This window comes from Saccharopolyspora sp. NPDC049357, assembly GCF_040677225.1.
GTDB lineage: Bacteria > Actinomycetota > Actinomycetes > Mycobacteriales > Pseudonocardiaceae > Saccharopolyspora.
Map to the genome: position 1 here is coordinate 56,792 of NZ_JBFAQJ010000004.1, position 25,938 is coordinate 82,729.

The 25,938-nt window shown below is 70.6% G+C and carries 20 protein-coding genes and 1 pseudogene; 10 read left to right on the forward strand and 11 right to left on the reverse strand.

Going from position 1 to position 25,938, the window contains the following annotated elements; all coding sequences use genetic code 11:
- Positions 1-32: 32 nt before the first annotated feature.
- Entirely contained in the window at positions 33-659 is a 627-nt protein-coding gene (locus tag AB0J91_RS04860; RefSeq protein WP_363864221.1) for a class I SAM-dependent methyltransferase, read from the reverse strand.
- 265 nt (positions 660-924) lie between these two features.
- On the opposite strand from AB0J91_RS04860, the gene AB0J91_RS04865 reads away from it, so the two are divergent.
- From AB0J91_RS04865 to AB0J91_RS04880, 4 genes are all read left to right on the forward strand, one after another.
- Positions 925-3,411, forward strand: a complete 2,487-nt coding sequence (locus tag AB0J91_RS04865; protein ID WP_363864223.1) for an ATP-dependent Clp protease ATP-binding subunit — start codon at positions 925-927, stop codon at positions 3,409-3,411.
- 69 nt (positions 3,412-3,480) lie between these two features.
- Positions 3,481-3,828 (forward strand): gamma-glutamylcyclotransferase family protein, encoded by a 348-nt coding sequence (locus AB0J91_RS04870; protein WP_363864225.1) that lies wholly within the window; start codon positions 3,481-3,483, stop codon positions 3,826-3,828.
- 149 nt (positions 3,829-3,977) lie between these two features.
- Positions 3,978-4,244: a DUF3040 domain-containing protein gene (locus AB0J91_RS04875; protein WP_363793781.1), complete on the forward strand. Its 267-nt coding sequence runs from the start codon at positions 3,978-3,980 to the stop codon at positions 4,242-4,244.
- Between the two features lie 168 nt (positions 4,245-4,412).
- Positions 4,413-5,276 carry an NAD(P)-dependent oxidoreductase gene (locus AB0J91_RS04880; protein ID WP_363864227.1) on the forward strand — a complete coding sequence of 288 codons (864 nt, stop codon included), beginning with the start codon at positions 4,413-4,415 and terminating at the stop codon, positions 5,274-5,276.
- 27 nt (positions 5,277-5,303) lie between these two features.
- Here the strand turns inward: AB0J91_RS04880 and AB0J91_RS04885 are convergent, their stop codons facing one another.
- The 3 genes from AB0J91_RS04885 to AB0J91_RS04895 form a co-directional block, all read right to left on the reverse strand.
- Positions 5,304-7,466, reverse strand: a complete 2,163-nt coding sequence (locus AB0J91_RS04885; protein ID WP_363864229.1) for a glycoside hydrolase family 3 C-terminal domain-containing protein — start codon at positions 7,464-7,466, stop codon at positions 5,304-5,306.
- A gap of 97 nt (positions 7,467-7,563) precedes the next feature.
- Positions 7,564-9,384: a TIM barrel protein gene (locus AB0J91_RS04890; protein ID WP_363864231.1), complete on the reverse strand. Its 1,821-nt coding sequence runs from the start codon at positions 9,382-9,384 to the stop codon at positions 7,564-7,566.
- On the reverse strand, positions 9,377-10,219 hold the full coding sequence (locus AB0J91_RS04895) for a shikimate dehydrogenase (RefSeq protein ID WP_363864233.1): 843 nt from the start codon (positions 10,217-10,219) through the stop codon (positions 9,377-9,379). Before AB0J91_RS04895 ends, AB0J91_RS04890 begins: the two co-directional genes overlap by 8 nt.
- 117 nt (positions 10,220-10,336) lie before the next feature.
- Between AB0J91_RS04895 and AB0J91_RS04900 the strand changes: the two genes are divergently transcribed.
- The 4 genes and pseudogenes from AB0J91_RS04900 to AB0J91_RS04915 all read left to right on the forward strand — a co-directional run bounded on the left by AB0J91_RS04900 (position 10,337) and on the right by AB0J91_RS04915 (position 14,990).
- Entirely contained in the window at positions 10,337-10,987 is a 651-nt protein-coding gene (locus tag AB0J91_RS04900; RefSeq protein ID WP_363864235.1) for a TetR/AcrR family transcriptional regulator, read from the forward strand.
- 104 nt (positions 10,988-11,091) lie between these two features.
- Positions 11,092-12,408, forward strand: a complete 1,317-nt coding sequence (locus AB0J91_RS04905) for an MFS transporter (protein WP_363864237.1) — start codon at positions 11,092-11,094, stop codon at positions 12,406-12,408.
- 410 nt (positions 12,409-12,818) lie between these two features.
- On the forward strand, positions 12,819-13,832 hold the full coding sequence (locus AB0J91_RS04910) for an ABC transporter substrate-binding protein (RefSeq protein ID WP_363864239.1): 1,014 nt from the start codon (positions 12,819-12,821) through the stop codon (positions 13,830-13,832).
- A gap of 13 nt (positions 13,833-13,845) precedes the next feature.
- Positions 13,846-14,990 (forward strand): annotated as a pseudogene (locus tag AB0J91_RS04915) (LLM class flavin-dependent oxidoreductase).
- A gap of 55 nt (positions 14,991-15,045) precedes the next feature.
- Here the strand turns inward: AB0J91_RS04915 and AB0J91_RS04920 are convergent.
- On the reverse strand, positions 15,046-15,744 hold the full coding sequence (locus AB0J91_RS04920) for a hypothetical protein (RefSeq protein WP_363864241.1): 699 nt from the start codon (positions 15,742-15,744) through the stop codon (positions 15,046-15,048).
- Between the two features lie 616 nt (positions 15,745-16,360).
- On the opposite strand from AB0J91_RS04920, the gene AB0J91_RS04925 reads away from it, so the two are divergent.
- Together AB0J91_RS04925 and AB0J91_RS04930 are read left to right on the forward strand one after the other, a co-directional pair.
- Positions 16,361-17,431: a tryptophan dimethylallyltransferase family protein gene (locus tag AB0J91_RS04925; protein WP_363864243.1), complete on the forward strand. Its 1,071-nt coding sequence runs from the start codon at positions 16,361-16,363 to the stop codon at positions 17,429-17,431.
- 31 nt (positions 17,432-17,462) lie between these two features.
- Positions 17,463-18,836, forward strand: a complete 1,374-nt coding sequence (locus AB0J91_RS04930) for a tryptophanase (RefSeq protein ID WP_363864244.1) — start codon at positions 17,463-17,465, stop codon at positions 18,834-18,836.
- A 46-nt stretch (positions 18,837-18,882) separates the two neighbouring features.
- Here AB0J91_RS04930 and AB0J91_RS04935 read toward each other — a convergent pair whose 3' ends face one another.
- The 6 genes from AB0J91_RS04935 to AB0J91_RS04960 form a co-directional block, all read right to left on the reverse strand.
- Positions 18,883-19,425 carry an ATP/GTP-binding protein gene (locus AB0J91_RS04935; protein WP_363793804.1) on the reverse strand — a complete coding sequence of 181 codons (543 nt, stop codon included), beginning with the start codon at positions 19,423-19,425 and terminating at the stop codon, positions 18,883-18,885.
- Positions 19,426-19,519: 94 nt separating this feature from the next.
- Positions 19,520-19,882: a DUF742 domain-containing protein gene (locus tag AB0J91_RS04940; RefSeq protein ID WP_165944659.1), complete on the reverse strand. Its 363-nt coding sequence runs from the start codon at positions 19,880-19,882 to the stop codon at positions 19,520-19,522.
- Positions 19,883-19,884: 2 nt separating this feature from the next.
- Positions 19,885-20,301, reverse strand: a complete 417-nt coding sequence (locus tag AB0J91_RS04945) for a roadblock/LC7 domain-containing protein (protein ID WP_132676231.1) — start codon at positions 20,299-20,301, stop codon at positions 19,885-19,887.
- A gap of 37 nt (positions 20,302-20,338) precedes the next feature.
- Positions 20,339-22,744, reverse strand: a complete 2,406-nt coding sequence (locus tag AB0J91_RS04950; protein ID WP_363864246.1) for a nitrate- and nitrite sensing domain-containing protein — start codon at positions 22,742-22,744, stop codon at positions 20,339-20,341.
- Between the two features lie 345 nt (positions 22,745-23,089).
- Positions 23,090-24,211, reverse strand: coding sequence for a hypothetical protein (locus AB0J91_RS04955; protein WP_363864248.1), 1,122 nt, complete (start codon positions 24,209-24,211; stop codon positions 23,090-23,092).
- Positions 24,208-25,701: a sodium:solute symporter family protein gene (locus tag AB0J91_RS04960; protein ID WP_363864250.1), complete on the reverse strand. Its 1,494-nt coding sequence runs from the start codon at positions 25,699-25,701 to the stop codon at positions 24,208-24,210. Before AB0J91_RS04960 ends, AB0J91_RS04955 begins: the two co-directional genes overlap by 4 nt.
- Positions 25,702-25,938: the final 237 nt, after the last annotated feature.

A 25,938-nucleotide genomic window follows, 5' to 3' on the forward strand; every position in this document is an offset into this window, starting at 1 on the left:
TGCCAGCCGCTCCCAGGCCGGGACCACCACCGCTACAGCCGCGTTGCGGTGGCCAGCCAGGCCGGAGCGTCCACCCGCGTTCCCTCGGCGACGCCGTGGGCCTCCGCGTGATCACCGCGCGCCACACCCCGGTAGCTGCTCGGGCGGACGCGCTCCAGCCGCCAGCCGTCGGTGAACACGCGCGGGAACACCGACTCGGCGACGCGCGGCCCGAGCGCGGGTTCGGCGTCGGCCAGCGCCAGCACGTGGACCGTCGCGCCCGGCCGGCACACGGCGTGCAGGCTGCGCAGGTACCGCAGCTGGTCCTCCTGCCCGAAGACGTGGAACAGGGCGCTGTCGACGACCGTGTCGAAGGGCCCGCCGGTCAGCGCCAGCGCGTCGGCGGTCTCGATGCGCGCGGGTACGTCTCGCGCGGCGGCGTTGGCCCGGGCGAGCTCGACGGCGTGCGGCGCCGAGTCGACGCCCAGCACGTCGTAGCCGAGTTCGGTCAGCAGGATGGTGTGCTCTCCGGTGCCGCAGCCGGGGTCGAGCACCGCTCCCCCGATCTCACCGCCGCGTTCGAGCTCGACGATCGCCGGCTGCGGCGCACCGATCACCCACGGTGCGGTGCCCGCCACATAGGCCTCGTCGAATACTGAGCGATCCACAGACGTTCCCATGAGGTGTCCCCTTCATCCGAGCAGGTCACCTCAAGCCTGCGACCTCCACCTAAGTAGAGGTCAACACGTCCGCGAGTCGCACCTGGGCGACGCCTGCGGCGCCGCAGCGGGCTGAGCGCGTTCGATCCGCCCGGGGCGCCGAACGTGACGCGAACCACTCCACGATCAACTTGGAATTACGGAGCACTCGCTTACGTTGGTTGATAGCGACAGACTCAAGTAGATGGCGGCGATGCTGAGCAACACCGTCACGAGGAGGTAAGTAATGGCGACGTTCTTCGGACCGGTCGGTGGCCCGTTCGACGAGTACTTCGCGCGCTTCTTCGGGGCCGAGGACTCCACGGGCGGCTCGCGCCGCGTCGACATCACCGAGCTGATGACCGAGCAGGCGCAACAGCTGGTCGGCGAGGCCGCGAAGTTCGCACGTGACCGCGGGCAGGGCAGCCTCGACGCCCTGCACCTGCTGTGGTCGGCCGCCAAGCAGGAGCCGACCCGGTCGCAGCTCGGCCAGCTGGGCGTGGACACCGAGTCCTTCGGCAAGCAGGTCGAGGGGCACCTGCCCGCCGCGGCCGGCCCGGTCGACGGCGAGTCCGTCTCGCTGACGCTGGCCGCGCGCACCGCGCTGGCCGACGCCCACCGGGTGGCTCGCGCGCTGGGCTCGACCTACATCGGTCCGCAGCACCTGCTGCTGGCGCTGTCGGCCAACCCCGAGACCGAGGCCGGCCGCCTGCTGGCCGGTGCCGGTGCGGGCCCCGAGGCCCTGCGCGACGCCGGGCAGCGGCCCACCCCGCAGCAGACGCCGGAGTCCAGCCCGAGCGGCGGCCAGACCCCGACGCTGGACGAGTACGGCCGCGATCTCACCCAGCAGGCCCGCGACGGCGGTCTGGACCCGGTGATCGGCCGCGCCGACGAGATCGAGCAGACCATCGAGATCCTGTCCCGCCGCACCAAGAACAACCCGGTGCTGGTCGGTGAGGCCGGTGTCGGCAAGACCGCGATCGTGGAGGGGCTGGCCCAGGCCATCGCCTCCGGTGACGTGCCCGAGGTGCTCACCGGCAAGCGGGTCGTGCAGCTGGACCTCTCGGCGATGCTGTCCGGCACCCGCTACCGGGGTGACTTCGAGGAGCGGATGACCAAGGTCATCGACGAGATCGCCGAGCACAGCGGCGAGCTGATCGTGTTCATCGACGAGCTGCACACCGTCGTCGGCGCCGGTGGTGCCGAGGGCGCGATGGACGCGGGCAACATGCTCAAGCCGCGACTGGCTCGCGGTGAGCTGCACGTCGTCGGTGCCACCACGCTCGACGAGTACCGCAAGAACATCGAGAAGGACCCGGCCCTGGAACGCCGCTTCCAGCCCGTCCAGGTGCCCGAGCCGAGCGTGCCCGACACGATCACGATCCTGCGGGGACTCCAGGAGCAGTACGAGAAGCACCACAAGGTCAGCTACACCGAGGAGGCCGTGCAGGCCGCCGCGAAGCTGTCCGACCAGTACATCAACGACCGGTTCCTGCCGGACAAGGCCATCGACCTGATCGACCAGGCCGGTGCCCGCAAGCGGCTCAACGCCGGCGTCGCCGATGACGGCGAACTCCGCGCGCGGGTCGAGCGGCTGGAGCAGCACAAGAACGAGGCGGTCGCCGAGGAGGACTACGAGCGCGCCTCCGCGCTGCGCGACGAGATCACCGCCGCGCAGGCACGGTTGCAGCAGGGCGGTTCGGGCGTGCTGGAGGTCGGTCCGGCCGACATCGCCGAGGTCGTCTCGCGGGCGACCGGTGTTCCGGTGGCGCGGCTGACGGCCGAGGAGAAGGTCCGGCTGCAGAACCTGGAGTCGGAGCTGCACCAGCGGGTCGTCGGGCAGGACGACGCGGTGCGGGCGCTGGCCCGCGCGGTGCGGCGCTCGCGCAGCGGGCTGGGTGACCCGTCCCGTCCGGTGGGCAGCTTCCTGTTCCTGGGTCCGACCGGTGTCGGCAAGACCGAGCTGGCCAAGGCGCTGGCGGAGTCGCTGTTCGGCGACGAGCAGCGGATGATCCGGCTGGACATGAGCGAGTTCCAGGAGCGGCACACCGCCAGTCGGCTGGTCGGCGCCCCGCCCGGGTACGTCGGGCACGGCGAGGCCGGTGAGCTGACCGAGGCCGTGCGGCGGAGTCCCTACTCCGTGGTCCTGCTCGACGAGATCGAGAAGGCGCACCCGGACGTGTTCAACACCCTGCTGCAGGTCCTCGACGACGGCCGCCTGACCGACGGTCAGGGTCGCACGGTGGACTTCAGCAACACGGTGCTGATCATGACCAGCAACCTGGCTTCGGAGGTCGTCTCCAGCGCAGGCGGCAAGATCGGCTTCACCGCAGGCAGCCCCACGCAGGACCTGGAGGAGCGGGTCATGCCGAAGCTCAAGGACGCCTTCCGGCCGGAGTTCCTCAACCGCATCAACGAGATCGTGGTGTTCAAGCGCCTCGACGGCGAGCAGCTGCACACCATCACCCGTGCTCTGCTGGCGACCACCACGAAGCGGCTGGCCGATCTGGGCGTCGAGGTCGTCTTCGACGACGACGCGGTGGCCTGGGTCTCCGATCGCGGCTACCAGCCCGAGTTCGGTGCGCGGCCGTTGCGCCGGGCCATCGAGCGCGAGGTCGACGACCGGATCAGCGACCTGATCCTGGACGGCGAGCTCACCGAGGGCACCCGGCTGCGGGTCGGCACCCGCGACGGCGGCCTGGACCTCCAGGTGGAGGCCCCTGTCGCCGCGTGACGGTCGGAGATGAGGAGGCGGGCACCTGCGGGTGTCCGCCTCCTCTCGTGTCCGGGGAGAATCCGGGGCGTGTCGGACCGCATCGTCGTCTACGGGACCCTGCAACGCGGCTCGAGCGCGTGGCACCTGCTGGAACCGCTGGTCACCGGCCCGTGCGAGCGGGTCCAGGTCCCCGGAACGCTCTACGACACGGGCCTGGGCTACCCGGCGCTGCGCCTCGACGGAGGGGGCCGGGTGCCCGCGCAGGTGTTCCGCCTCCGCGATCCCGACCGCGCCTGGCCGGTGCTCGACGCCTACGAGGGCCCCGAGTACGAGCGCCGGCTGATCACCCTCGCGGGCCTCCCCTGCTGGGTCTACACCTGGCCGGGACCGGTATCCGACCTGCGTCCGCTCCCGCGGGGATGGCCACCGGGCTGAGAAGCCGGGCGACGGTGCGCGCGAAATGCTCTCTCCCTGGTCACGGGGTTGTGGGTTGCTGCGGGCGTCGCCTGGATTGACCCTTCACAGCACGTTCCAACGTTGCGATACTTGTTCAACCAGGCGGTACTACCCGGTGGAGGTGGGCCATGCTTCCCAGGGACGAACGGCGCCGCCTGCGCGAGATCGAGCAGCAGCTCGTCGACGAGGACCCCAAGCTCGCACGCAGGCTCAGCCAGACCAGCACCTTCGGTTACCTGCGCGCCCGCGTCTCCGCTCGGATGACGCTGGCCGCCTGCGCGGCCGCGCTGTCGCTCATGTGCCTGTTCCTCAACGAGGGCGCGGCGGCGCTGACTGCCGCGGCGCTGACCGGGTTCCTGCTGATCTCCCGCACCTGGCGCATCGAACTCCACTGATCATCCACTGTGGCCGGTTCGTCCCGTTCCGACCAGGAAATGCGCTGCGCCAAAACGCTTCGCGCGCACAGCACCAACACACCGGTGGTGTGTTGGTTTGGTGCGCCGTAAGTCGTGCGAGGAGAATCGGCGGCGAGTTCGAGTCTTCTGGGTTGGGAGCGTTTCACCATGACCACAGTCGCCTTCCTCGGCACCGGCACGATGGGTGCGCCGATGGTGCGCAACCTGGCCGCCGCCGGATTCGACCTGCGGGTGTGGAACCGCACGCGCAGCCGGGCCGAGCCACTGGCCGAGACCGGCGCGGTCGTCGTCGACTCCCCCGCCGAGGCCGCGCGAGGCGCGGACGTCCTGGTCACGATGCTGCTCGACGCCGAATCGACGCTCACCGCCGGTCGTGAGGCCGCCGCCGCGCTGAACACCGGTGGCGTGTGGGCGCAGATGGGAACCATCGGCCTTCCAGGGACGGAGGCGGTGTGCGCGGCCGCGGCCGAGATCGGCGGTGTCACCGTCGTCGACGCCCCCGTGCTGGGCACGAAGCTCCCGGCCGAGAAGGGTGAGCTGGTGGTGCTGGCCGCGGGAGCTCCGGAGGCGCGCGAGGTCGTGGGGCCGCTGTTCGACGCGATCGGTTCCCGCACCCAGTGGGTCGGCGAGAACCCGTCGCAGGCGGGCGGATCGAGGCTGAAGCTCGTCGCCAACAACTGGGTGCTGACGCTGACCAACGCCGTGGGCGAATCGATCGCGCTGGCCGAGGACCTGGGCGTGGACCCGTCGGAGTTCCTGGCGGCGATCAAGGGCACCGCGACCGACTCGGCCTACGCGCACATGAAGGGCGCCGCGATCATCAGCGGCGAGTTCCCACCCGCGTTCACCCTCAGCGCCGCCGCCAAGGACGCCGGTCTCGTGTCCCAGGCGGCCAGCGGCGCCGTGCGACTCGACCTGGCCGAAGCGGTCAGGGCCCGGTTCGCCCGAGCCCTGACCGCAGGCCACGCCGACGAGGACATGGCCGCCGTGTACTACGCCTCCAAGCCCTGATCTCGAGGAGCCTGCGACGACGTCCCTTCACCGGACCCGGCGTTCGGCGGCGACGGTGAAGGTGCCGTCGCCGCGGATGTCCCGGGAGGATTCGCCGACGTGGACCCGGTACTCGCCGGCCGCGACGGTCCAGCCGCCCGCCAGCTCGTCCCAGTACGACAGGGCCGAGTCGGTGAGGGTGAACTCCACCGACGCCGATCGGCCCGGCTCGAGGGTGAGCTTGGCGAAGCCCTTGAGCTGCCGGGGCGGTTGCGGCACGTCCTCGCGCGGCGAGGGCAGGCCGAGGTAGAGCTGCGGTACGGCGTGCCCAGTCCGGTTGCCGGTGTTGGTGACCACCACGCTCACCTTCTCACCGGACACGCGCAGGTCTGAGTAGGCGAAGGAGGTGTAGGACAGGCCGTGGCCGAACGGGAACGCCGGTTCGATCTCCTGGGCGTCGTAGTGCCGGTAGCCGATGAACACGCCTTCGGTGAAGTGCACGTCCAGGCCCTTGCCCGGGTAGCGGGCGATGTCGCCGGCGGTGGGCACGTCGTCGTCGCTGTCCGGGAAGGTCAGCGGTAGCCGTCCGCCGGGGTCGGCGTCGCCGAAGAGCACGCGCGCGATCGCGGTGCCCGCGTTCGCGCCCGGGTACCAGGCCTCCAGCAGCGCGCGGGTGCGGTACCGCCACGGCGTGGCGACCGGACCGCCGGTTTCGAGCACGACCACGGTGTTGGCGTTGGCGTCGAGCGCGGCCTCGATGATCGCGTCCTGGTCGGCCAGCGGGTTGCCGAGCGCGGGCGGCGGGAACTGGGCGATGCCGGAGTCCAGGTCGAGGTTCGGCTTGTCGAGGAACTCCGACATCATGTCCGAGACCACGACCACGGCGATGTCGGCGTTGCGGGCGGCCTCGGCCGCCGCGCCCGGGGTCTTGCCGGGTTCGTGGACGACGGTGAGGCCGGCTTCGGCGCCGCGCTGCTGGATGCCCTGCAGCGGGGAGACGAAGCTGTACGGGGTGGTCGAGGACGAGCCGCCGCCCTGCACGAACTTCTCGGCGGCCTCACCGATCACCGCGATGGTCTTGCCGCGCAGCGCGGCCGGGTCGAGCGGCAGCAGTCCGTCGTTGCGCAGCAGCGTCATGCCCTGCTCGGCGACGTGCCCTGCCGTGTCGAGGTGGGCCCGCTTGTCGATCTGGTTGTCGTCGTCGGGGTACGCCGGGCGGTCGAAGATGCCCTGCGCGAACATCGTGCGCAGGATGCGGCGAGCGTGCTCGTCCACATCGGACGTCGCCGCCTGGCCGGTGGCCAGGGCGGTGCGGATCGCGGCCGGCGAGTACACCAGCGCGGGCCACGGTTCGAAGTCCATCCCGTTGGCCAGCGAGTTCCCGGTGGAGTGCATCGCGGCGTAGTCGGCGATGGTGTAGCCGGTGAAACCCCACTCGTGCTTGAGCAGGTCGTTGAGCAGCCACTGGTGCTCGCAGGCGTACTGGCCGCCGACCCGGTTGTAGGAGCCCATGACCGCGCCGACGCCGGCTTCGCGCACGGCGGCCTCGAACGGCGGCAGGTAGATCTCGCGCAGCGTGCGCTCGTCGACCACGGCGTTGTAGAGCATCCGCGAGCCGACGACGCCGAGGGCGCCCTCCTGCGTGTAGGCGGCGAAGTGCTTGACGCACACCATCACGCCCTCGGAATGCGCTCCGGCCGCCCAGCCGACGCCGATCCGAGAGGACAGGTACGGGTCCTCGCCGAAGCCTTCGAAGGCGCGGCCGGAGGTGGGTACGCGCAGCACGTCGACGGTGGGGCCGAACACCACGTCGTTGCCCTTGCACCGCACCTCGTTGGCCACCGTGGCGCCGTAGGTCTTGGCCAGCTCGGGGTCGAACGAGGCGGCCAGCGACACGCCCGAGGGCATCGAGGTGCCGCTGCCCTGCCGCGACCCGACGGGCCCGTCGCCGTAGTGCACCGTCGGAATCCCGAGCCGCTCAACGCCGTGACCGGTGCCGGTGTGCCCGGACCCGGCCGCTCCAGCCAGTTCGTCGCCGCCCAGCAGCGAGATCTTCTCGTCCAGGGTCAGCTCGCGCAGCACCATCGCCGCTCGTTCGTCGGGCGAGAGCCCGGGGTCGCACCACGCGTGGTCTCCGCAGCGACCCGGTGCGGCCGCCGCCGTCGTGGTCGGCAGCACCGCGGCCAAGCCGGCGATTCCAGCGGCGGTCATGAGCGTCCGACGATTCACCTGCTGCATCTGGCGCTGGGCCCCTCTCACTCCGTACGTCGTACGATTTCGCCCAGTTTCCGCCAGGAACAGCGGTAGATCATCGTCCAGATGCAGTCATCCGTTGCCTCCGATGCGCGGCCATGCGCACCGGAGCGTTGACGACCCCGTACCCCGCGTAGTCGTCGACCCGTTGGACGAGTTCGAGGAACACCCGGGAGCCGAACAGCTCGGTGAACAGGTGCAGGAACTCGCCGCCCGCGTCGCGGTCGTAGAGCACCGAGCAGCGCCGCAGGGTCTCCAGCAGTTCCGGACGGAGGTCGAAGCGGGCGTCGAGGTCGTCGTAGTAGTTGTCCGGGATCGGCAGCACCGGCGCACCGGACTCGCGCAGGTGCTCGGCCGCTGCGATCACGTCGGTGCAGGTGAAGGCGATGTGCTGCGGGTCGCGGACGGCCGGGGCCCACTCGCCGCGGCGGACCAGGGTGCCGTTGAGCGCGATGCGCACCGAGCAGGTGGCGTCGACCATCCCGCGGTTGCGGACCATGCCGAACGGCGCGGCGTACTCGGTGATCGCCTCCGGTTCCAGGCCGAGCACCGAACGGCAGAACAGCGCGGCCTCGTCGAAGTGATCGAACGGCTGGGTCAGCGAGACGTGGTCGATGCCGGTGATGTCCAGACCCCGCCCCGGCGTCCCGGTGTCGCGGAAGTCGGAGAGCCAGCCGTCGGGCGCGTCGGTGTCGCAGAAGAACACGCCGGTGCCGTCGGGAGCGGCGACCGAGGCCAGACCGGCTTCCTGCGGGCCGCGCTCGCGCGGCAGGATCGGCGAGCTCATCGCCTCGGCCCGCCGCGCCGAGCGCAGCGGGTCCGAGCTCTCCACCGCCAGCGCACCGATCTCCGCGATGTCCGAGGTGGACGCGGTGGCGTTGATCAGCACCCGCGCGCCGCCCTGCTCCCAGCGCCGCACGGGTTTGCTGCGGTGCTCCCCGGTCTCGGTGAAGCCCAGCGCGGCGAGCCCCTCGGCCAGCCGGGCGGCGGTGGCGGGGTCGGCGACGAGTTCGGTGAAGGCGTATCCGTCCAGCTCGGGTGCGGGTTCGGCGACCGGGATCCCGAGCTGCTCCTCCAGCAGCCGAAGCGAGCGCATCGCGTCCACGGCAGCGGGCTTCGGATCGGCCTGCCGGAAGACGTCGTTGAACACCTCCAGCGACAGCGGCCCGGTGTAGCCGGCTTCCAGGACGTTGCCCGCGAAGGTCTTCAGGTCGAACGAGCCCTGACCCGGAAACAGCCGGTGGTGCCGACTCCACTGCAGCACGTCCATGTCCAGCTTCGGCGCGTCGGCCAGCTGCAGGAAGAACAGCTTCTCGCCGGGGATGGTGCGGATCAGCGACGGGTCGCCGTCGCGGGAGAGCACGTGGAAGGAGTCCAGGCACAGACCCAGCGCCGGGTGGTCCGCGCGGCGCACGATCCGCCAGGAGTGCTCGTAGGTGTTGACGAAACGCCCCCAGGCCAGCGCCTCGTAGGCCACCCGCATCCCGCGCGCTTCGGCGCGTTCGGCCAACGCCCGCAGCTGTTCGGCGGCCAGCTCATCGTCGTCGACGGCGTCCGGGGACACCGTCGAGCAGACCAGGACCAGGTCGGCGCCCAGCTGTTCCATGACGTCGAACTTGCGCTCGGCGCGGCGCAGGTTGTCGCGCAGCCGCGCGGGCGGGACGGCTTCGAAGTCGCGGAACGGCTGGTAGAGGTCGACCGACAGGCCCAGGTCCCGGCACCGGGCGCCGATCTCGGCGGGCGACGCGGCCGAGGCGATCAGGTCGTTCTCGAAGATCTCCACACCGTCGAATCCGGCCGCAGCGGCGGCGGCGAGCTTGTCCTCCAGGGTGCCCGACAGGCAGACCGTGGCGATGGACCGTCGTGGCTCAGACATGCGCTCCCTCCAGTTCGGCGAAGTGCCGCAGCATCCGTTCGGCGTTCGGTTCCAAGCCGGTGAACAGCCGGAACGCGTCGACCGCCTGGAACACGGCCATGCCGCCGCCGTCGAGGACCCGGCAGCCGCGTCGGCGCGCGGTGACGACGAGTTCGGTGGCCAGCGGCCGGTAGACGACGTCGGCGACCCACATCTCCGGCCGCAGCAGCGCTGCGGGCACCGGCAGTCCCGGGTGGGCGGCCATGCCGGTGGGTGTGGCGTGCACCAGACCGTCGGCCTTGTCCAGTTCATCGTCGAGCCGTCCGCCGGCGACCGCGCGTTCGGGCAGCGAGGCGGCCAGCGCGGCAGCGCGGTCGGCGTCGAGGTCGACGATCCGGACCTCCCCCGCTCCCAGGCCCAGCAGCGCGTGCGCGACCGCGGCCCCGGCACCTCCCGCGCCGAGCAGCAGGACCCTGTCCAGTGCGGCGTCGGGCAGTCCGCGCTGGAGGCTGCGGGCGAATCCGGAGTGGTCGGTGTTGTGGCCGACGGCGCGCGTGCCGTCGAAGACGACGGTGTTGACCGCGCCCAGCGCTGTGGCATCCTCGTCCACCTCGTCGAGGTGATCGAGCACGAGCTGCTTGCAGGGGTGGGTGATGTTCAGCCCCCGGTAGCCCTCCGCGCGGGCGCGGGCCAGCAGCTCGCCGACGGCGCCCGGCGGTTCGCCGAGATCGCCGAGGTCCCACCGCCGGTAGTGGTAGTCCAGGCCGAGTTCGGCGGCCTCCCGCTCGTGCAACGCCGGGCTCAGCGACGGGCCGATGCCCGATCCGATGAGCCCCACCAGGTAGCCGTCGTGCACTCCGCACTCCCCATTAAGTAACGAACTAGCTAGTTAATTGTAGGCACACGAGGCGCTCCCCCGGAAGACCGCGTGCACTAGAGTGGCGCTGAAGTGCAACAACCGCAGGGGAGCATCGTGGCCGCACCGACGTCCGACACCGGAGCGATCAAGCAGCGCGACGCCGATCGGACTCGCGCCGAGATCCTGCGGGTGGCCACCGAGGAGTTCGCCGACAAGGGCTACGCCGGCGCCCGGGTGGACGAGATCGCCGCGCGAACCAGCACCACCAAGCGGATGATCTACTACTACTTCACCGGCAAGGAGCAGCTCTACCTGGCCGCGCTGGAGAACGCCTACGCCGTCATCCGCGGCCTGGAGAGCCAGGTCGACGTGGAGGCGCTCGAACCCGCCGAGGCCATCCGCCGGCTGGCCGAGCTGACCTTCGACCACCACGAGTCGCACCCGGACTTCCTGCGGCTGGTCAGCATCGAGAACATCCACCGCGCCGAGCACCTGACCAAGTCGGAGCTGCTGCCCGGCCTGGCCGGACCGGCGGTGGAGGTGCTCGACGGCGTGCTGCGGCGCGGGCGCGAGGCCGGGCGGTTCCGCGAGGACGTCGACGCGCTCGACGTGCACATGATGATCAGCTCGTTCTGCGTGTTCCGCACCGCCAACCGCTACACGTTCCAGGCGATCTTCGAGCGGGACCTGCTCGACCCGAAGCGGCGGGACCACTACCGGCGGATGCTCGGCGACATGGTGCTCGGCTTCCTGTCACAGGACTGAAACGCGGTCTTGACACACGTTCGCGGGCGCTTCACAGTCTTGAGAACTAACTAGATGGTTCATAAGTCACCGCGCAACGGTGCACGGACTTCCTGGAGCAAACAGTGACCGACGGCCCAAGAGCCACCCAGGGCAAACCGCGCAAAGCCGCGATCGCCGCGTGGATCGGAAGTGCGCTCGAGTACTACGACTTCTTCATCTACGGCACCGCCGCAGCGCTGGTGTTCAACAAGATCTTCTTCCCCACCTCGGACCCCGCGACCGGCACCCTGCTGGCGCTGGCGTCCTTCGGCGTGGGCTACCTGGCACGGCCGATCGGGGCGTTCATCCTCGGCCACATCGGCGACGCCTTCGGCCGCAAGCGGGTGCTGGTGTTCACCGTCCTGCTGATGGGGATCTCCACGGTCCTGGTCGGATGCCTGCCCACCTACGACCAGATCGGCCTGGCAGCACCCGCACTGCTGGTCGCCCTGCGCCTGCTGCAAGGCTTCTCGGCAGCGGGCGAGCAGGCCGGCGCGAACTCGATGTCGCTGGAGCACGCACCGGCGCACCGGCGCGCCTACTACACGAGCTTCACGCTCAGCGGCACGCAGGCCGGGCAGATCCTCGCCACGGCGGTGTTCCTGCCGGTCGCCGCGCTGCCGGAGGAACACCTCGTCAGCTGGGGCTGGCGAGTTCCGTTCTGGCTCAGCGCGGTGGTCGTGATCGTCGGACTGGTGATCCGCAGCAAGCTCGACGAGACACCGGTCTTCGTCGAGGAGGTCGCCGACGCCAAGCGCGAGAAGACCCCCCTGCTGCCGCTGTTCCGCGACCACTGGGCCGACGTGCTGCGGGTGGTCATCGCCTCGGTGATCGCCGCGGTGAGCACCATCTTCACCGTCTACGCGCTCAGCTACGCGGTGAACACCGTGGGCCTTGCCAAGACGCCGATCCTGTGGGTGGGCGTGCTCGCCAACATCGTTGCGCTGGCGGCGATCCCGCTGTTCGCCGGGCTGGCCGACCGGGTCGGCCGCAAGCCGGTGTTCATCGGCGGCTCGGCCGGGTGCGCGGTGCTGATGTTCGGTTACCTGTGGTCGCTGTCGGTCGGCAGCTGGGCGCTGATCTTCACCTTCGGCATCCTGCTGTTCGGCGTCGTCTACAGCGCCACCAACGGCATCTGGCCCGCCTTCTACGGCGAGATGTTCCCGGCGAAGGTGCGGCTGTCGGGCATGGCCGTGGGCACACAGATCGGTTTCGCGCTGGCCGGGTTCTCCCCCAGCATCGCCGAGGCCATCGGCGGTGGGCGTGAAGGCTGGGTCTACGTCGCGCTGTTCACCGCGGGCCTGTGCGCGCTGAACATCATCGCGGTGGCCTCCGCCCGCGAGACCCACCGGGTCCCGACGCCCGAGCTGGGCCAGCGCAAGACCCCCGCGTTGGTCTGACCTCGGCCGACGCACCTGACGACCCCGATCTCGGCGGAGTCCCCGACCCGGGCTTCCACCGAGATCGGGGTCGTCGGCGTCTCGGCGCCTGCGCAGCGTGGCACGGTATTCCGCCATGTGGGACCGCTTTCTCGAGCGTTGACCTCCACGCGGGGTGCTGCGAGCATCCGTTGCGTGTTCATCCGGAACGCCTTCTCCTGGCGCCTGCACGTCGATCTGCGACGGCAGGCCAGCTCCATCTGTCCGGCTTCGTAGAGCCCTCAAGGACTCTCGGGCGGTTCTCGTGAAAACCCCGCCCCACGCTTGACACCCGCTCGGTTCCGACCAGAACCGCCCTTCCCCTCGCGCGCGCCCGCTGACCTCGCGTCATCGGGTGGATTCGTCGTGCCTCGCAGATGGAGTGAAACACCTTGCGCCGTCGTGATTTCCTTTCCCTGGCCGCAGCCGGTTCGGCCGCCGGGCTGCTCGCCGCGTGCTCCGGCGGCCGTGGCGGTGATGCCGCGTCCGCGCCCGTGCCGCCGCCGATCCCGTCCGACCAGCTGGCCGGGCTGACCCTCCGAGTCGGCGACCAGAAGGGCGCGTCCCAGTCGCTGCTGCGCTCGGCCGGGCTGGCCGACTTCCCGTACGCGGTCGAGTGGGCGACCTTCACCGCCGGCCCGCCGCTGCTGGAAGCGCTGTCGGCGGACGCCATCGACATCGGCGGCACCGGCAACACTCCCCCGCTGTTCGCCGCCGCGGCCAAGGCCGACATCAAGATCGTCGCCGCCTCCCAGGGCAACGTCGCCAGCGACGCGCTCGTCGTCCTGCCGAACTCCCCGCTCCAGTCCCGCGACCAGCTGCGCGGGCGCAAGATCGCGGTCTCCAAGGGCAGCTCCGCGCACGGCCAGATCCTGCAGACGCTGGCGGCCGTCGGACTCACGCCCGACGACGTCCAGCTCGTCTTCCTGCAGCCCGCCGACGCGCTCGGGGCCTTCAAGCAGGGTTCGGTGGACGCGTGGGCGATCTGGGACCCGTACTTCGCGCAGGTCCAGCTCGAATCCGGCGCGCGGGTCATCGCCGACGGGCGCGGTGGCGGCGCCAACGGCTACAGCTTCCAGGTCGCCGGCACCGCCGCCCTGGCCGACGCTCGGCGCAACTCGGCGATCGCCGACTACCTCACCCGGCTGTCGCGGGCGCACCGCTTCGCCGACACCAACCGCGAGAAGCGCGCCCAGGCGTGGTCGGAGGACACCGGACTGCCCATCGAGGTCACCCGCAAGGCCACCGAGCTGGGACCGGACCTGCCGGTCCCACTCGACGACCGGGTCGTCCGCTCGCAGCAGGAGCTCGCCGATGCCTTCGTGGCGGCCAAGGAGATCCCGCGCGGGTTCGCCTTCGCCGACTACGTCGACAACCGCTTCGCGACCCAGCTCGCGACCGTCTAAGAGGAACTCCCCCATGCCCATCACCACGCACTGGTTCCTGCCCACTCACGGCGACGGCCGATCCGTCGTGGACCGCCCGCACACCACGCCGACCGGTGCCGACACGCCGCGCCGACCCGACATCGACTACCTCGCCCAGGTCGCCCAGGCCGTGGAGCACCTCGGCTTCACCGGCATGCTCACCCCCACCGGCAGCTGGTGCCAGGACGCCTGGATCACGACCGCGGCACTGCTGGCGCGCACCAAGCGGATCAAGTTCCTGGTCGCGTTCCGGCCGGGTTCGCTGTCGCCGACGCTGGCCGCGCAGCTGGCCTGCACCTACCAGAAGGTCTCCGACGGGCGACTGCTGCTCAACATCGTGACCGGCGGTGAGTCGACCGAGCAGCAGCGCTACGGCGACTGGCTCGACCACGACGAGCGCTACGCCCGCACCGACGAGTTCCTGGCGATCATGCGCGGCATCTTCGGGGTGAGCCGTTCGACTTCGACGGTGAGCACTACAGCGTGCACGGCGCGACCTCCTTCGAACCCCCGGCACCGGTTCCGCCGCTGTACTTCGGCGGATCGTCGGACGCCGCGCTGCCGGTGGCCGCACGGCGGGCCGACGTGCACCTGACCTGGGGAGAGCCGCCGGCGGCGGTGGGACGCAAGGTGCAACGGCTGCGGGAGCTGGCCGCCGAGGAGGGCCGCGCACTGCGGTTCGGCCTGCGCGCGCACGTCATCACCCGCAACACCAGCGCCGACGCGTGGGACACGGCGCAGCGGTTCCTGGAACAGATGGACCCCGCCGACGTGGCGGCCTCGCAGGCCAAGATCGCCAAGACCGAGGCCGTCGGGCAGCAGAAGATGGCCGCGCTGCACGGCGGCGTCCTGCCTTCCAGCGCCCGCGACCTGGAGGTCCACCCGGGACTGTGGGCAGGCGTCGGGCTGCTGCGCGGCGGGGCCGGGACCGCGCTGGTGGGCAGTCACTCCGAGGTCGCCGACCTGATCGAGGAGTACCACTCGGTGGGCATCGACGAGTTCGTGCTGTCGGGCTACCCGCACCTGGAGGAGGCGTACTGGTTCGGCGAGGGGGTGCACCCCGAGCTCGCCCGACGGGGCCTGCGCGAGAACAGCTCGCCCGGAGCCGTGCGCGACCTGGAGCCCGCGCCGCACTGATTCCGGACACGAACCGGCCCGGCCAGAACGAACTGGCCGGGGCCGATCTCGTGCGTCAGTAGCGGTTGCCGCCGGGGGCCGGTCGCTGCGGAGGGCGACCGCCCGGGGCACCGGGGCGACCCGGTCCCGGGGGCTGGGCGCCGGGACGACCGGCGCCGGGTGGCGGACCCGCGGGCGGGTTTCCGCCGGGACGGCCCTGGTTGGGGGCACCGGGACGACCTTGACCGGGCGGCGCCGGACGGCCGCCCTGGTTGGGCGGGTTGCCCTGCGGGCGCCCCTGGTTCGGGGCGGGACGACCTCCGCCTGGCGGCTGACCGCCGGGACGGCCCTGCTGCCCCGCCGGGCGGGCCTGACCGGCCCCGGCCGGACGACCTTGGTTGGCTCCCGGCCGCGCACCGGGCCGACCGGCGGGCGGCTGCGCGCCGCGCTCCGGACGGGAGGCCTCCGCGCGCGACGGCCTGCGGTCGTCGCGGTCGAAGCCCAAGTCGAAGTCGTCGTCATCCCGACGCCTGCGACGGGGCATGCGCATCGGGGCCTTGCCCGCCTGCTTGCGACTGTTGATCCACAGGTCGAAGCCGAAGATCACCAAGGCCATGATCAGGAGCATCAGGCCGAGCAACGGCACTTCCAGGACCAGCGCCGTCACCAGCGCGAGTACCAGCATCGTGATGATCGGTACCCACGCGAACGGGTCGATCCGGTTCAGGATCGCGGAGACCCCGCCGGAATCGTCGTGGTCCGCGTCACGTGCCATCGAGACTCTCCAACTTCACTCTGCGCCCGGCCGCGGAAGTGTACCGGAGGACGACCTCCGGACCCGCGACCGTCACCCGACCATGCGGGCCCGATCACGCCTGTTGTACGCCATCACTGACCGGCCAGGCGGACCTGGACGCCCCAGAGGTCCACCACGCCGGGCGCGACGCGAACGCGCTCCCGCGTCTCGCCGCGTCCGCCGCGCGCGGACCGCTTCAAGATCATACTCACGGAGGGGTTTCCCTTCGTTCACACCTGCACCCCCGCGGCGCGGCAATGCGAACGCGGACGGCTGACCAGGCATGGGGTTGAATTTTTACCGGTATCCACCGATCCACCGAGTTCCCAACGCTGAATTACACAGTCCACTGTGGCCTCATTGCCAATTGAACAGTATTTCGGTTACGCACTGTTGATCATCGGTCGGCGCGGCGGTCACAGTGGATGATCTGCGCAGTTCGACTGCACAGCAGTCGCTTTCACGCCACGGCACACCGCTGTGAAGAGGATCTCGGCTACCTTTGAACGTCAAGATCACGGGCGCTGCTGTGCCCGCCAGTCACTTTCCGGCGAACACGGAGCCGGAGTCGTAAGCCAGATTGATCGAGGCTGCAATGAGCACTGCCGACGCGACCCTTGGCGATCTCACGAGAAGGCAGCTGCACAACCTCTGCCGAGTCGTGGAAATGGACCGGACCGATCCGCTCCGATTGCTGGGCGAGGTCCTGGGCGCGGCCCGCGACCGCCCGCTGGTCCAGCCGCCGCTGTGGCCCTCCGACATCGCCGACGACGCCACCCCGATCGAGTTCTCCGTCCAGGTCGACGGCGGTGGCGAACGGCACCTGCGGATCCTCGCCGAAACCCTGCCCGCAGCGCCCGGACCCGCCGCCAACCTGCGCGCCGCCCAGGACCTGGTCACCGCCCTCGCCGAGCGCTACGACCTGGCGCTGGACCGGTTGCGCGCCGTCGAGGACCTGTTCAGCCCGGAAGAACCGCAGGGCAGGTTCTCCTGGTGGTTCTCCTTCATCTTCGACTCCGACGGGCGCCCCCGGTTCAAGGTCTACTTCAACCCCGAGGTGCACGGCGCGGACCACGCCCCGAAGGTCGTCCAGGAGGCGTTCAACCGGCTCGGGCTGGACGGCGCCCACCCCACCGTCGCCGACCACGCGCTGCGCCGCGAAGCCGACCGGCTGACGTTCTTCGCGCTGGACCTCGACAGCGGCCCGCAGTCCCGGGTCAAGCTCTACGTCTCCCAGCACGACGCGTGCATCGACGACGTCGAGCGGGCCGCCTCCGCGGTACCCGGCATCGACCGCGACCAGGTCGGCGACTTCTGCCGGACCCTGGCGCCCGGTGCCGAGCGCTTCCCCGGCCGCCCCCTGGTGTCGAGCTACTCCTTCGTCGAAGGCGACCGCGAGAAGCCCAGCAACTACAGCATCTACCTGCCGCTGCGCGACTACGTGCCGGACGACTCGGTGGCCCGCGAGCGCGTCCGGCGACACCTGCGCGACCACCGGATCGACCCGGTGCTGCTCGACGAGGTCATCGGCGCGCTCACCGACCGCGACCTGGCGGCCCGAGCCGGGTTGCTCGCGCACGTCTCGCTGCGGCTGAGCCCCGACCGGACCGGAACCACGATCTACGCCTCCGCCGAGGCGTACGGCGGCACCGCGCCCGAGAACTAGTTCACCGCAACACCATCGAGGAGCACACCCCATGCCGCACTTGCGCCCCTACGTCTCCGCCGTCGTGCGCCGGATCCCCACCACCACCCGCGAGCAGCGCATCGAGGCGCTCGATCTCGCAGGTCACAACCCGTTCAACCTGCCCGCCGAGAAGGTGAGCATCGACCTGCTGTCCGACTCCGGCACCGGCGCGGTCTCCACCGACCAGCAGGCGTGGGCGCAGCGCGGCGACGAGCGCTACGCGGGCGCCGAGTCCTACTACCGCTACCGGGATGCGTTGCGGGAAGTGGCGCCGTACCGGCACCTGCTGCCGGTGCACCAGGGACGCGCCGCCGAGCGCGTCCTGTTCACCGCGCTGCTCGGTGAAGGCCGGATCAGCCTGAGCAACACGCACTTCGACACCACCCGCGCCAACGTCGAGCGGCTGGGAGCCGAAGCCAGGGACCTGCCGAACCAGCAGCTGTTCGACCTCGACGGCGACCACCCGTTCAAGGGCGACATCGACGTCGCCGCCGTTCGCGAGGTCCTCGGCGGACCCGACGGGCACCGGGTCGGGCAGATCCTGATGACCATCACCAACAACGGTGGTGGCGGGCAGCCGGTGTCGATGGCCAACCTCGAGGAGATCAGCGCGCTCGCGCGCGAGCGCGGGGTGCCGCTGATCCTCGACGCCGCGCGGTTCGCCGAGAACGCCTGGCTGGTCATCCGCCGCGAAGCCGGGTACGGGGACAGGACTCCGCTGCAGGTGGCACGGGAGGCGTTCGCACTCGCCGACGGCGCCGTGGCCAGCCTGAAGAAGGACGGTCTGGCACCGGAGGGCGCATTCATCGGCCTCAACGACACCGAGCTGGCCGACCGGTGCGAGCTCGACGTGATCGCCACCGAGGGATTCCGCACCTACGGCGGGCTCACCGGGTCCACGATGGAGCAGCTGGCGCAGGGCCTGCGCGAGGTCGTCACGCCCGAGTACCTCGCCGACCGCGAGCACGAGGCGGCCTACCTCGCCGAACGCGCGCACCACGCGGGCGTGAACACGTTCCGCCCGTCGGGCCTGCACGGCGTCTACCTCAACGCCGGGCGACTGCTGCCGCACCTGTCGCCGGCGCAGTTCCCGGGGCACGCGCTGGCCTGCGCGCTCTACCGGGAGGGCGGGATCCGCTGCGCCGAACTGGGTTCGCTCTACCTGGGAACCCTCGACGAGAACGACGAGCTGACCTCGCCCGCGCCGTTCGAGCTGGTCCGGCTGGCGCTGCCGCGACGGGTCTACGACCACAGCCACCTGGAGTACGTGGGAGAGGTCCTCGCCGAGATCGCCAAGAACCCCGAGTCGGTGCCCGGCTACCGGATCACGGAGAACCCGCCGATCCTGCGCCACTTCCGCTGCCGGACCGAGCCGCTGGGCTGAGTCCCGATCCCCCGGGTACCCGACGTCGGGCACCCGGGGCGGGCGGTCAGGCCAGTCCCGACGGGGTCCGGTCGATCGCGTGGCGCACGAGCGTGACCAGCGCGGTCTTGCACAGATCGCGCTCACGGGCATCGCAGATGACGATGGGGACCTCGGCCGGGATCACCAGAGCGTCGCGCACTTCCTCGGGTTCGTACTGATAGCCGTCGTCGAAGATGTTGACCGCCACCACGAACGGGATGCCGCGCCGCTCGAAGAAGTCCACCGAGGCGAACGCCTCCTGCAGCTTGCGCGTGTCCACCAGCACCACGGCGCCGACCGCGCCGAGCGCGAGGTCGTTCCACAACGGCCAGAACCGGTTCTGGCCGGGGGCGCCGAACAGGTACAGCACGATCTCGTCGGAGATGGTGATGCGGCCGAAGTCCAGCGCGACGGTGGTGGTCTCCTTGCGCTCCACCCCGCGGAGGTCGTCGATCCCCTCGCTGGCGACCGTCATCTCCTCTTCGGTGGTCAGCGGCGGGATCTCGCTCACCGCGCCGACCATCGTCGTCTTGCCGACACCGAAACCACCGGCCACGACGAGTTTCACGGGTATCGGGGCGGGATTTCCGCCATCGTCCCCGTCGTCCCGGCCGGACCGCACCGGAACAGCACGTTCTGACCGGGTTTTCGCCTCGGTCACCTCAGAGTTTGCAAAGCCCACGGTACACCTGTTCCAAGATTTCTCGGCTGACTTCGGTACGAGGCGTGCGCACGAAGACCGCACCGTGATCGAGCAGGTCACCGCACAGGACCCGGACCACTCCCATCGGCTGTCCCAGCGCGACGGCGAGCTCCGCCAGCGACACCGGGCGGTGGCACGCCTCGAGGATCGCTCGGTGCTCGGGCGTGAGTTCCAGCCTCGGAGTCTCCGGTCGCGGCTCGACGGTGACCACCTGCGTCGCCGTGTCGAGCCGGTGCTTGTGCTGCCCAGGGGTCCGGCCGCGCGTGATCGTGTACGGCCGGACCATGGGCCCGGCCTCATCGTCGTACCACGCCTCGTCCACTGTCAGGTCCTCTCCGCCGCCAACCCGTGCAGCTCTCGCGGCGCGGCCGACAGGAACGATCCGACCCGGGTGATCAGGCGGCCCATCTCGTAGGCCACCAGCTCGATGTCGGTGTCGGCCGCCGACAGCACCGCCAGGCACGCGCCGCTCCCGGCCGCCGAGACGAACAGGAACCCGTGCTCCATCTCGACGTGGGTCTGCGCGACCTGCCCCCGTCCGAAGTCCTTGCTCACGCCCTTGCCGATGCTGCGCATGCTCGACGCCGCCGCGGCGAGCTTGTCGCCGGCGTCGCGGTCCAGCCCGGCGGACTTGGCGATGACCAGGCCGTCGTTGGACAGCACGACGGCGTGGTCGGCTCCGTGCACGCCGTGCACGAAGTCGTCCAGCAGCCAACTCAGTTTCGAAGCCGTCTCGGTCATGCCCACCTCACACGCGCTTGCTTGTCGTTTGGTCTCGTCACGAGTCGCCGCCGTCGGATTCGTCGAAACCGCCCCGGAACGCCCGGCGGAACCCCGCCAGCCTGCTCGGCGAGGCGATCATCGACTGCTCTTCCGCATCCGGGTCGTCCTTGAGCCCGTCGGCCAGGTGCGTCTGCGGCACCCGCTTGGGCAGTGAGGGACGTTTCGCCTTGCCGCTCCCCTCGCCGCGCTCGGCTTCCGGTTCGGAAGCGGTCGATCCCGTGGCCGGCCACTCGTGGTCGGGCGTCTCGGTGGCCCTGCCGGGGGCGGTCGACTGGTCGGTCATCGTCCCATTCCAGCTCAGTTCGCGCGGCTGCGGCACCAACGTTCGTTCGGGCTGCGCACCGTTGACCGGCTGTTGCTCCAGGTTCCCGGCGAGCTCGCGACGGCGTTCCAGGGCGCTGACCGGCACCTGCACGGTGTCGCCGTCGCCGCTGACGCCCGCCTCCAGGATCCGGTTGGGCAGCAGGACCGTGGCGCGGGTTCCGCCGTAGGCCGACACGCCGAACTCCACCGAGATCTCCCGGCGCGAGGCCAGCCGGGCAGCGGTGAACAGGCCCAGCTGCTCGGCCTTGTTGTTCTCCAGCACGAGCCGGTCGAACTCCGGGGGCTCGTGCATCATCTCGTTGGCCCGCTGCCGGATCTCGGGATCCATGCCCAGGCCCTGGTCGGCGATGTCGATGGCGATGCCGCGCGCGACCTCGTTGGCCCCCACGTGCACCTGGGTGTTCGGCGGGGAGAACGCGGTGGCGTTGTCGATGAGCTCGGAGATCAGGTGGATCGCATCGCCCACCGCGGAACCGTGCAGCATCACCTCCGGCACGTGGCCGATGACCACGCGCGAGTACTGGTCGATCTCGGAGACCGACGAGCGCAGCACGTCCATCAGCGCGACCGGGCGGCTCCACCGGCGACCGGGCTGCTGGTCACCGAGGACCAGCAGGTTCTCCACCGTGCGGCGGGCGCGGGTGGTGGCGTTGTCCAGGTCGAACAGCCGGGCCAGCTGCTGGGAGCTGTCCTCGTTGCGCTCCAGCTGGTCGATCGTGGTGTGCATGCCGCGCAGCAACCGCTGGATGCGGTGGGCCATGCCCACGAACACCACGCGGGCGCCCTGCCTGGCCCGCGTCTCGCCGACGGCGGCCTGCACCGCTTCCTGCTGGAACAGCTGGATCGCGTGGGCGACCTCGCCGACCTCGTCGCTGCCGTAGTGCCCCAGGGCCACCAGCTCGGCGTCGACCTCGACCGCCTCTCCTTCGCGGAGCCTGCGCACCACGTCCGGCAGCCGCTCGGCCATCGCCAGCGATTCGGTGCGCAGTCCCTGCAAACGCGTCAGCAGCGCGTCGTCGACGACCGTGCGGTAGACGCGGCGGGCGAAGAAGAACGAACCCACCGACACCGCCAGCGCCACCAGGCTGCCGATCAGCACGGTCCACAGCGTCCCGGTCGCGCGGCTGACCGCACCGTTGGCGACCTGCTCGCTCTGGGTGCGCACCAGGTTGGACATCTCGGCGCCGATGTCGTTGGTCATCCGGCGCCAGTCCTCGACGCGCAGCTGCGGCCGCTCGTTCGGGCCGAACGCGCCGTGCTGGACGAGCAGGTCCTCGGCGGCCACCAGCTGCTTCCAGTCCGGGTTGGCGATCATCGCCTCGTACCGCTGGCGCACCTCGGGCAGCATCGTGGTCATGTTGGCCTGCACGATGGCGTGGTGGCTGACGATGTATCCGGTCAGCTCGCGGTGCTCGGCCGGGCTGAGCTCGCCGCTGGCCAGGATGGTGCCGACCATCGACGACTCGCGGGAGAGCGTGTCGGACGCGCGGAACAGGCCGACCGCGGCCAGCGAGCCCTGCCGAGCCTCGGCATCGGGCGTGATGCGCGACTGGATGTCGAAGAGCTTGGTCGCGGTGGCGAACATGTCGTCGTAGAAGGCGTTGAGCTCCTCGACGGTCGCCTGACGGCTGTTGATCCGCTCGCGCATGTCGGGCAGCCGCTTGAAGTAGTCGTTGAGCTGGTTCATCGGCGCGATGACGTCGTCGGGCGCCGATTCCAGCACCGGAGCGGCCTTCTCGTTGAGCTCGTCGAGGGCGCTGTCGGTGGCCCGCTGCTGGCCGACGAGCTCGTTGATCCCCGTGCTGGGCTGGCTGATGACCTCCAGGCTGCGCAGCCGCTCGCGCTGGACCTGGTCGAGCGCGTTGACCGCGGGCAACGACATCGACTGCACGCCGGAGGCGATCTGGCGGGAGAAGAACGCGTCGAAGGCGAACAGCGAACACCCCACCGACCAGAGCACCGCGACGACGACCCACGGGACGAACACCGCCCAGGTCAGTCGCGACCGGATCGAGGAACCGCCCGGACGTCGTCTTTCTGGGCCTGGTGAGGACAGGGAGTCGTCTTGGGTCGTCACGTCCACGTTCTTTCCATCGATGGTCTTTCGCCCGCGCCAGGGCGCTTCCCGGCGGTCCGACATCATGTGCCCTCGATACGCCAGGCACCTTATCGGATGATCTTCACTCAATAGTGGAGGTTGGCGGGTATTCCCCACCACAGCTGGACGGACGACACTTCCACCGGGATTTTTCCCACTGAACCGTGATCATGGCGAAAACGTGGGAAAAAGCCCCGGACACGACCAACGCGCACCCGATAAAGGAGCCTTCGAGATCACTCGAATGGAGTCCGGCCCCGTCGCTGAGCGGAATTCCCCCGACGATTCTCGCGAGCACCCCGGAATCGAGTCGAGCCGACGGATTCAACCACCGCGATGGGCCTCGTCGGCGGCCTGCCGCAGCAGCGGAGCGCGGGCCGGACCCGCCAGCCCGAGGTGGTACAGGTGCAGCTCGCTCGCTCCGGCCGCGCGCAACCGGCGGACGTGGTCGGCCAGGTCGCCGACCTGCGGTCCGACCGCGGTCACGTAAGCGCCGAGGTCGTCGATCCCGGCGGCCTTGGCCGCGGTGACCTCCTCCGGCCCCGTCGGGTTCCAGCAGGGCACGACGACGCCGTCGACCTCGTCCGCCGCGCGCGGCGTCAATCCCGGCAGGGCGCCGGTCGCCCAGGCGTCGGCGCTGCCGTGCAACAGCACCCGGCGACCTGGGCCGATCGCCTCCAGCACCGCACCGCGCAGCAGGTCGGTGCCCGCAGCGCGGGCCGCGAGCAGGATTTCGCGCAGGTCAGCGGGCAGTTCGTCGTCCACCGCGGTCAGGTCACCGGTGGCGACGAGCCGGCGGACCTCGGCGCGCAGCACCTCCCGCACCCGCTCGGCGTCCGAGCCGGTCCAGCCGCGCGCGCACGCCGCGCAGCAGCAGACCGACAGCAGCCGGGCCGCCGCGGGCGACCAGACCGCGTCGGTCTTCTCGTGCTGGTGCTGGTGCACCGCTCCGAGCTGACCGCACGCCTCCAGGACCACCGACCGCACGTCGAGACCGTCCAGCGCGGAGCGGGTGAGCCGCAGCGCGTAGTCGCGCACCTCAGCGTGCGACGGGCACAGCGCCCACGGGTAGACCTCGCCGAAGCAGTTGCGCACCGCGATGTCCGGGAACCGCCCGCCCAGCAGGGTGTTGTGGGTCAGCACCAGCCACGCGGCGACGTCGACGCCGCTGCGGCGGAGCTCGGCGACGGCCTCACCGGCGCTGTCGGGCCCCACCCAGTCGGGTTCGGCCGGGCGCAACCGGCCCCAGCCGGCGCCCACCGGGCGGTAGAGCGCGGCGTGGCGGGCCACCACCGCGCTGCGGGTCTCGTCGAACGGCGTCGCCGCGCGAGCGCTGTGGTAGGCGACCGCGACGGCGACCTCGTCCACCCCGGACGCCGCCACCCGGTCCGCGAAACCGGGCCGCACGTCCCAGGGATAGGCGTACCCGGTGACGTGCGCGCTCACCGCGCGGCCGCCGCTGCGGTGCCCTTCGCGGCGCGGTCGAGCACGTCGAGCATCTCGTCGACCTCCTCGGTCCGTTCGGAGGCGACGGCCCCGAGCCCGATGAACAGGGTCAGCGAGACCAGGATCGGTGTCGCCACGGTCGCGGTCTGACCGGCGTCCACGCCGTAGTAGAGCACCGCGTAGGTGATCAGACCACCCGCCCACGACACCAGCGCCGCCCGCGAACCGCAGCGGCGGAACCACGGCAGCATCCCCAGCAGCAGCGGCACCGAGATCGGTCCCATCAGCGCCGCCACCCACGACACCACGATCGACAGCACCCCACCGAGGTTGTCGGCCCGGGTGGCCACCAGCATGCTCAGCGCGATGAAGCCGAACGTCGCGATCCGACCGGCGCGCAGTCGTTGCACCTCGCCGAACTCGCGGGCCTTGCGCCACAGCACCGGCAGCATGTCCCGGGTGATCACCGCCGAGATGGCGTTGGCGTCGGAGGCGACCATGGCCATGGTGTGCGAGAACATCCCGGCCAGCACCAGACCCACCATGCCCGCGGGCAGCAGCTTCTCGGTCATCGCGGCGTACGAGGTCGTCGGGTCCTCCAGCCCCGGCACGAACAGCGGTGCGGCGAACATCGGGAACATCAGCACCAGCGGCCAGATCAAGTACAGCGCCGAGGACAGCAGCGCGCCCCGGCGGGCGGCGTGGTTGTCCGGCGAAGCCATGTAGCGCTGCGCCAGGTTCCACATGCCCCCGTTGTACTCCAGGGTTTTCACCAGCACGTACACCAGCAGGAAGACGGTCGTGTAGTCCTCGGTGACCGGCGAGAGGTGCCCGGCGGGCAGCCGGTCCCACATCGTCCACAGCCCCGAGATGCCGCCGAGCGAGGACAGCACCGCCCAGATCATCACGATGCCGGCCAGGCCCTGGATCACGAACTGCCCGAAGTCGGTCAGCGCGTCGGCCCACAGCCCGCCCGCCGTGCAGTACAGCAGCGTGACGCCGCCGGTGACCAGGATGCCCACCAGGATCGGTACTCCCGCGAAGGACTCCAGCAGGACCGACACCGCGAACCACTTGGAGGCCACGTCGAAGACCTTCAGCGAGGCGCCGCTCCAGGCCAGCGCCTGCTGGGTGGGGATGTTGAAGCGACGGGCCAGGAATTCCAGCGGTGAGGCCACGCCGAACCCGGCGCGCAACTGGTTCCAGCGCGCGGCGAACAGCCAGGCCCCGATCGCCACGCCGATGCCGATGGAGGCGAATCCCCAGAAGTAGACCGTGACTCCCTGGCTGTAGGCCACTCCGGCGTAGGCGACGAACAGCACCGCGCTGTAGCCGGACATGTGGTGCGAGATCCCCGCCAGCCACCACGGCATCCGGCCGCCGGCGATGAAGAAGTCCTTGTCGGTCTTGACCCTTCGGTGCGACCACCAGCCGATGCCGACCATCAAGCCGAAGTACCCGATCACCATGACCCAGTCCAGCGCGTGCACCGGCCCACCCCTTCACATCCGATGGCTTGGAACTCCGCGGCTTTCGAGCTCGCTGCGGGATCGTCGTCGACCCGGGCGCGTGCGCCGGATGCGTGGTGCTCGCTCGCCCAACGGGAGGAAAGCGCTTCCCAATTGGGCCGTGCGGACCACACGGAATCTCCGCGCAGCCCTGAACAATTTGTTTCGTAGAGTTCCGGAGCCGGACGCTAGTATGGCGTCGATCACATGTCAACCAGC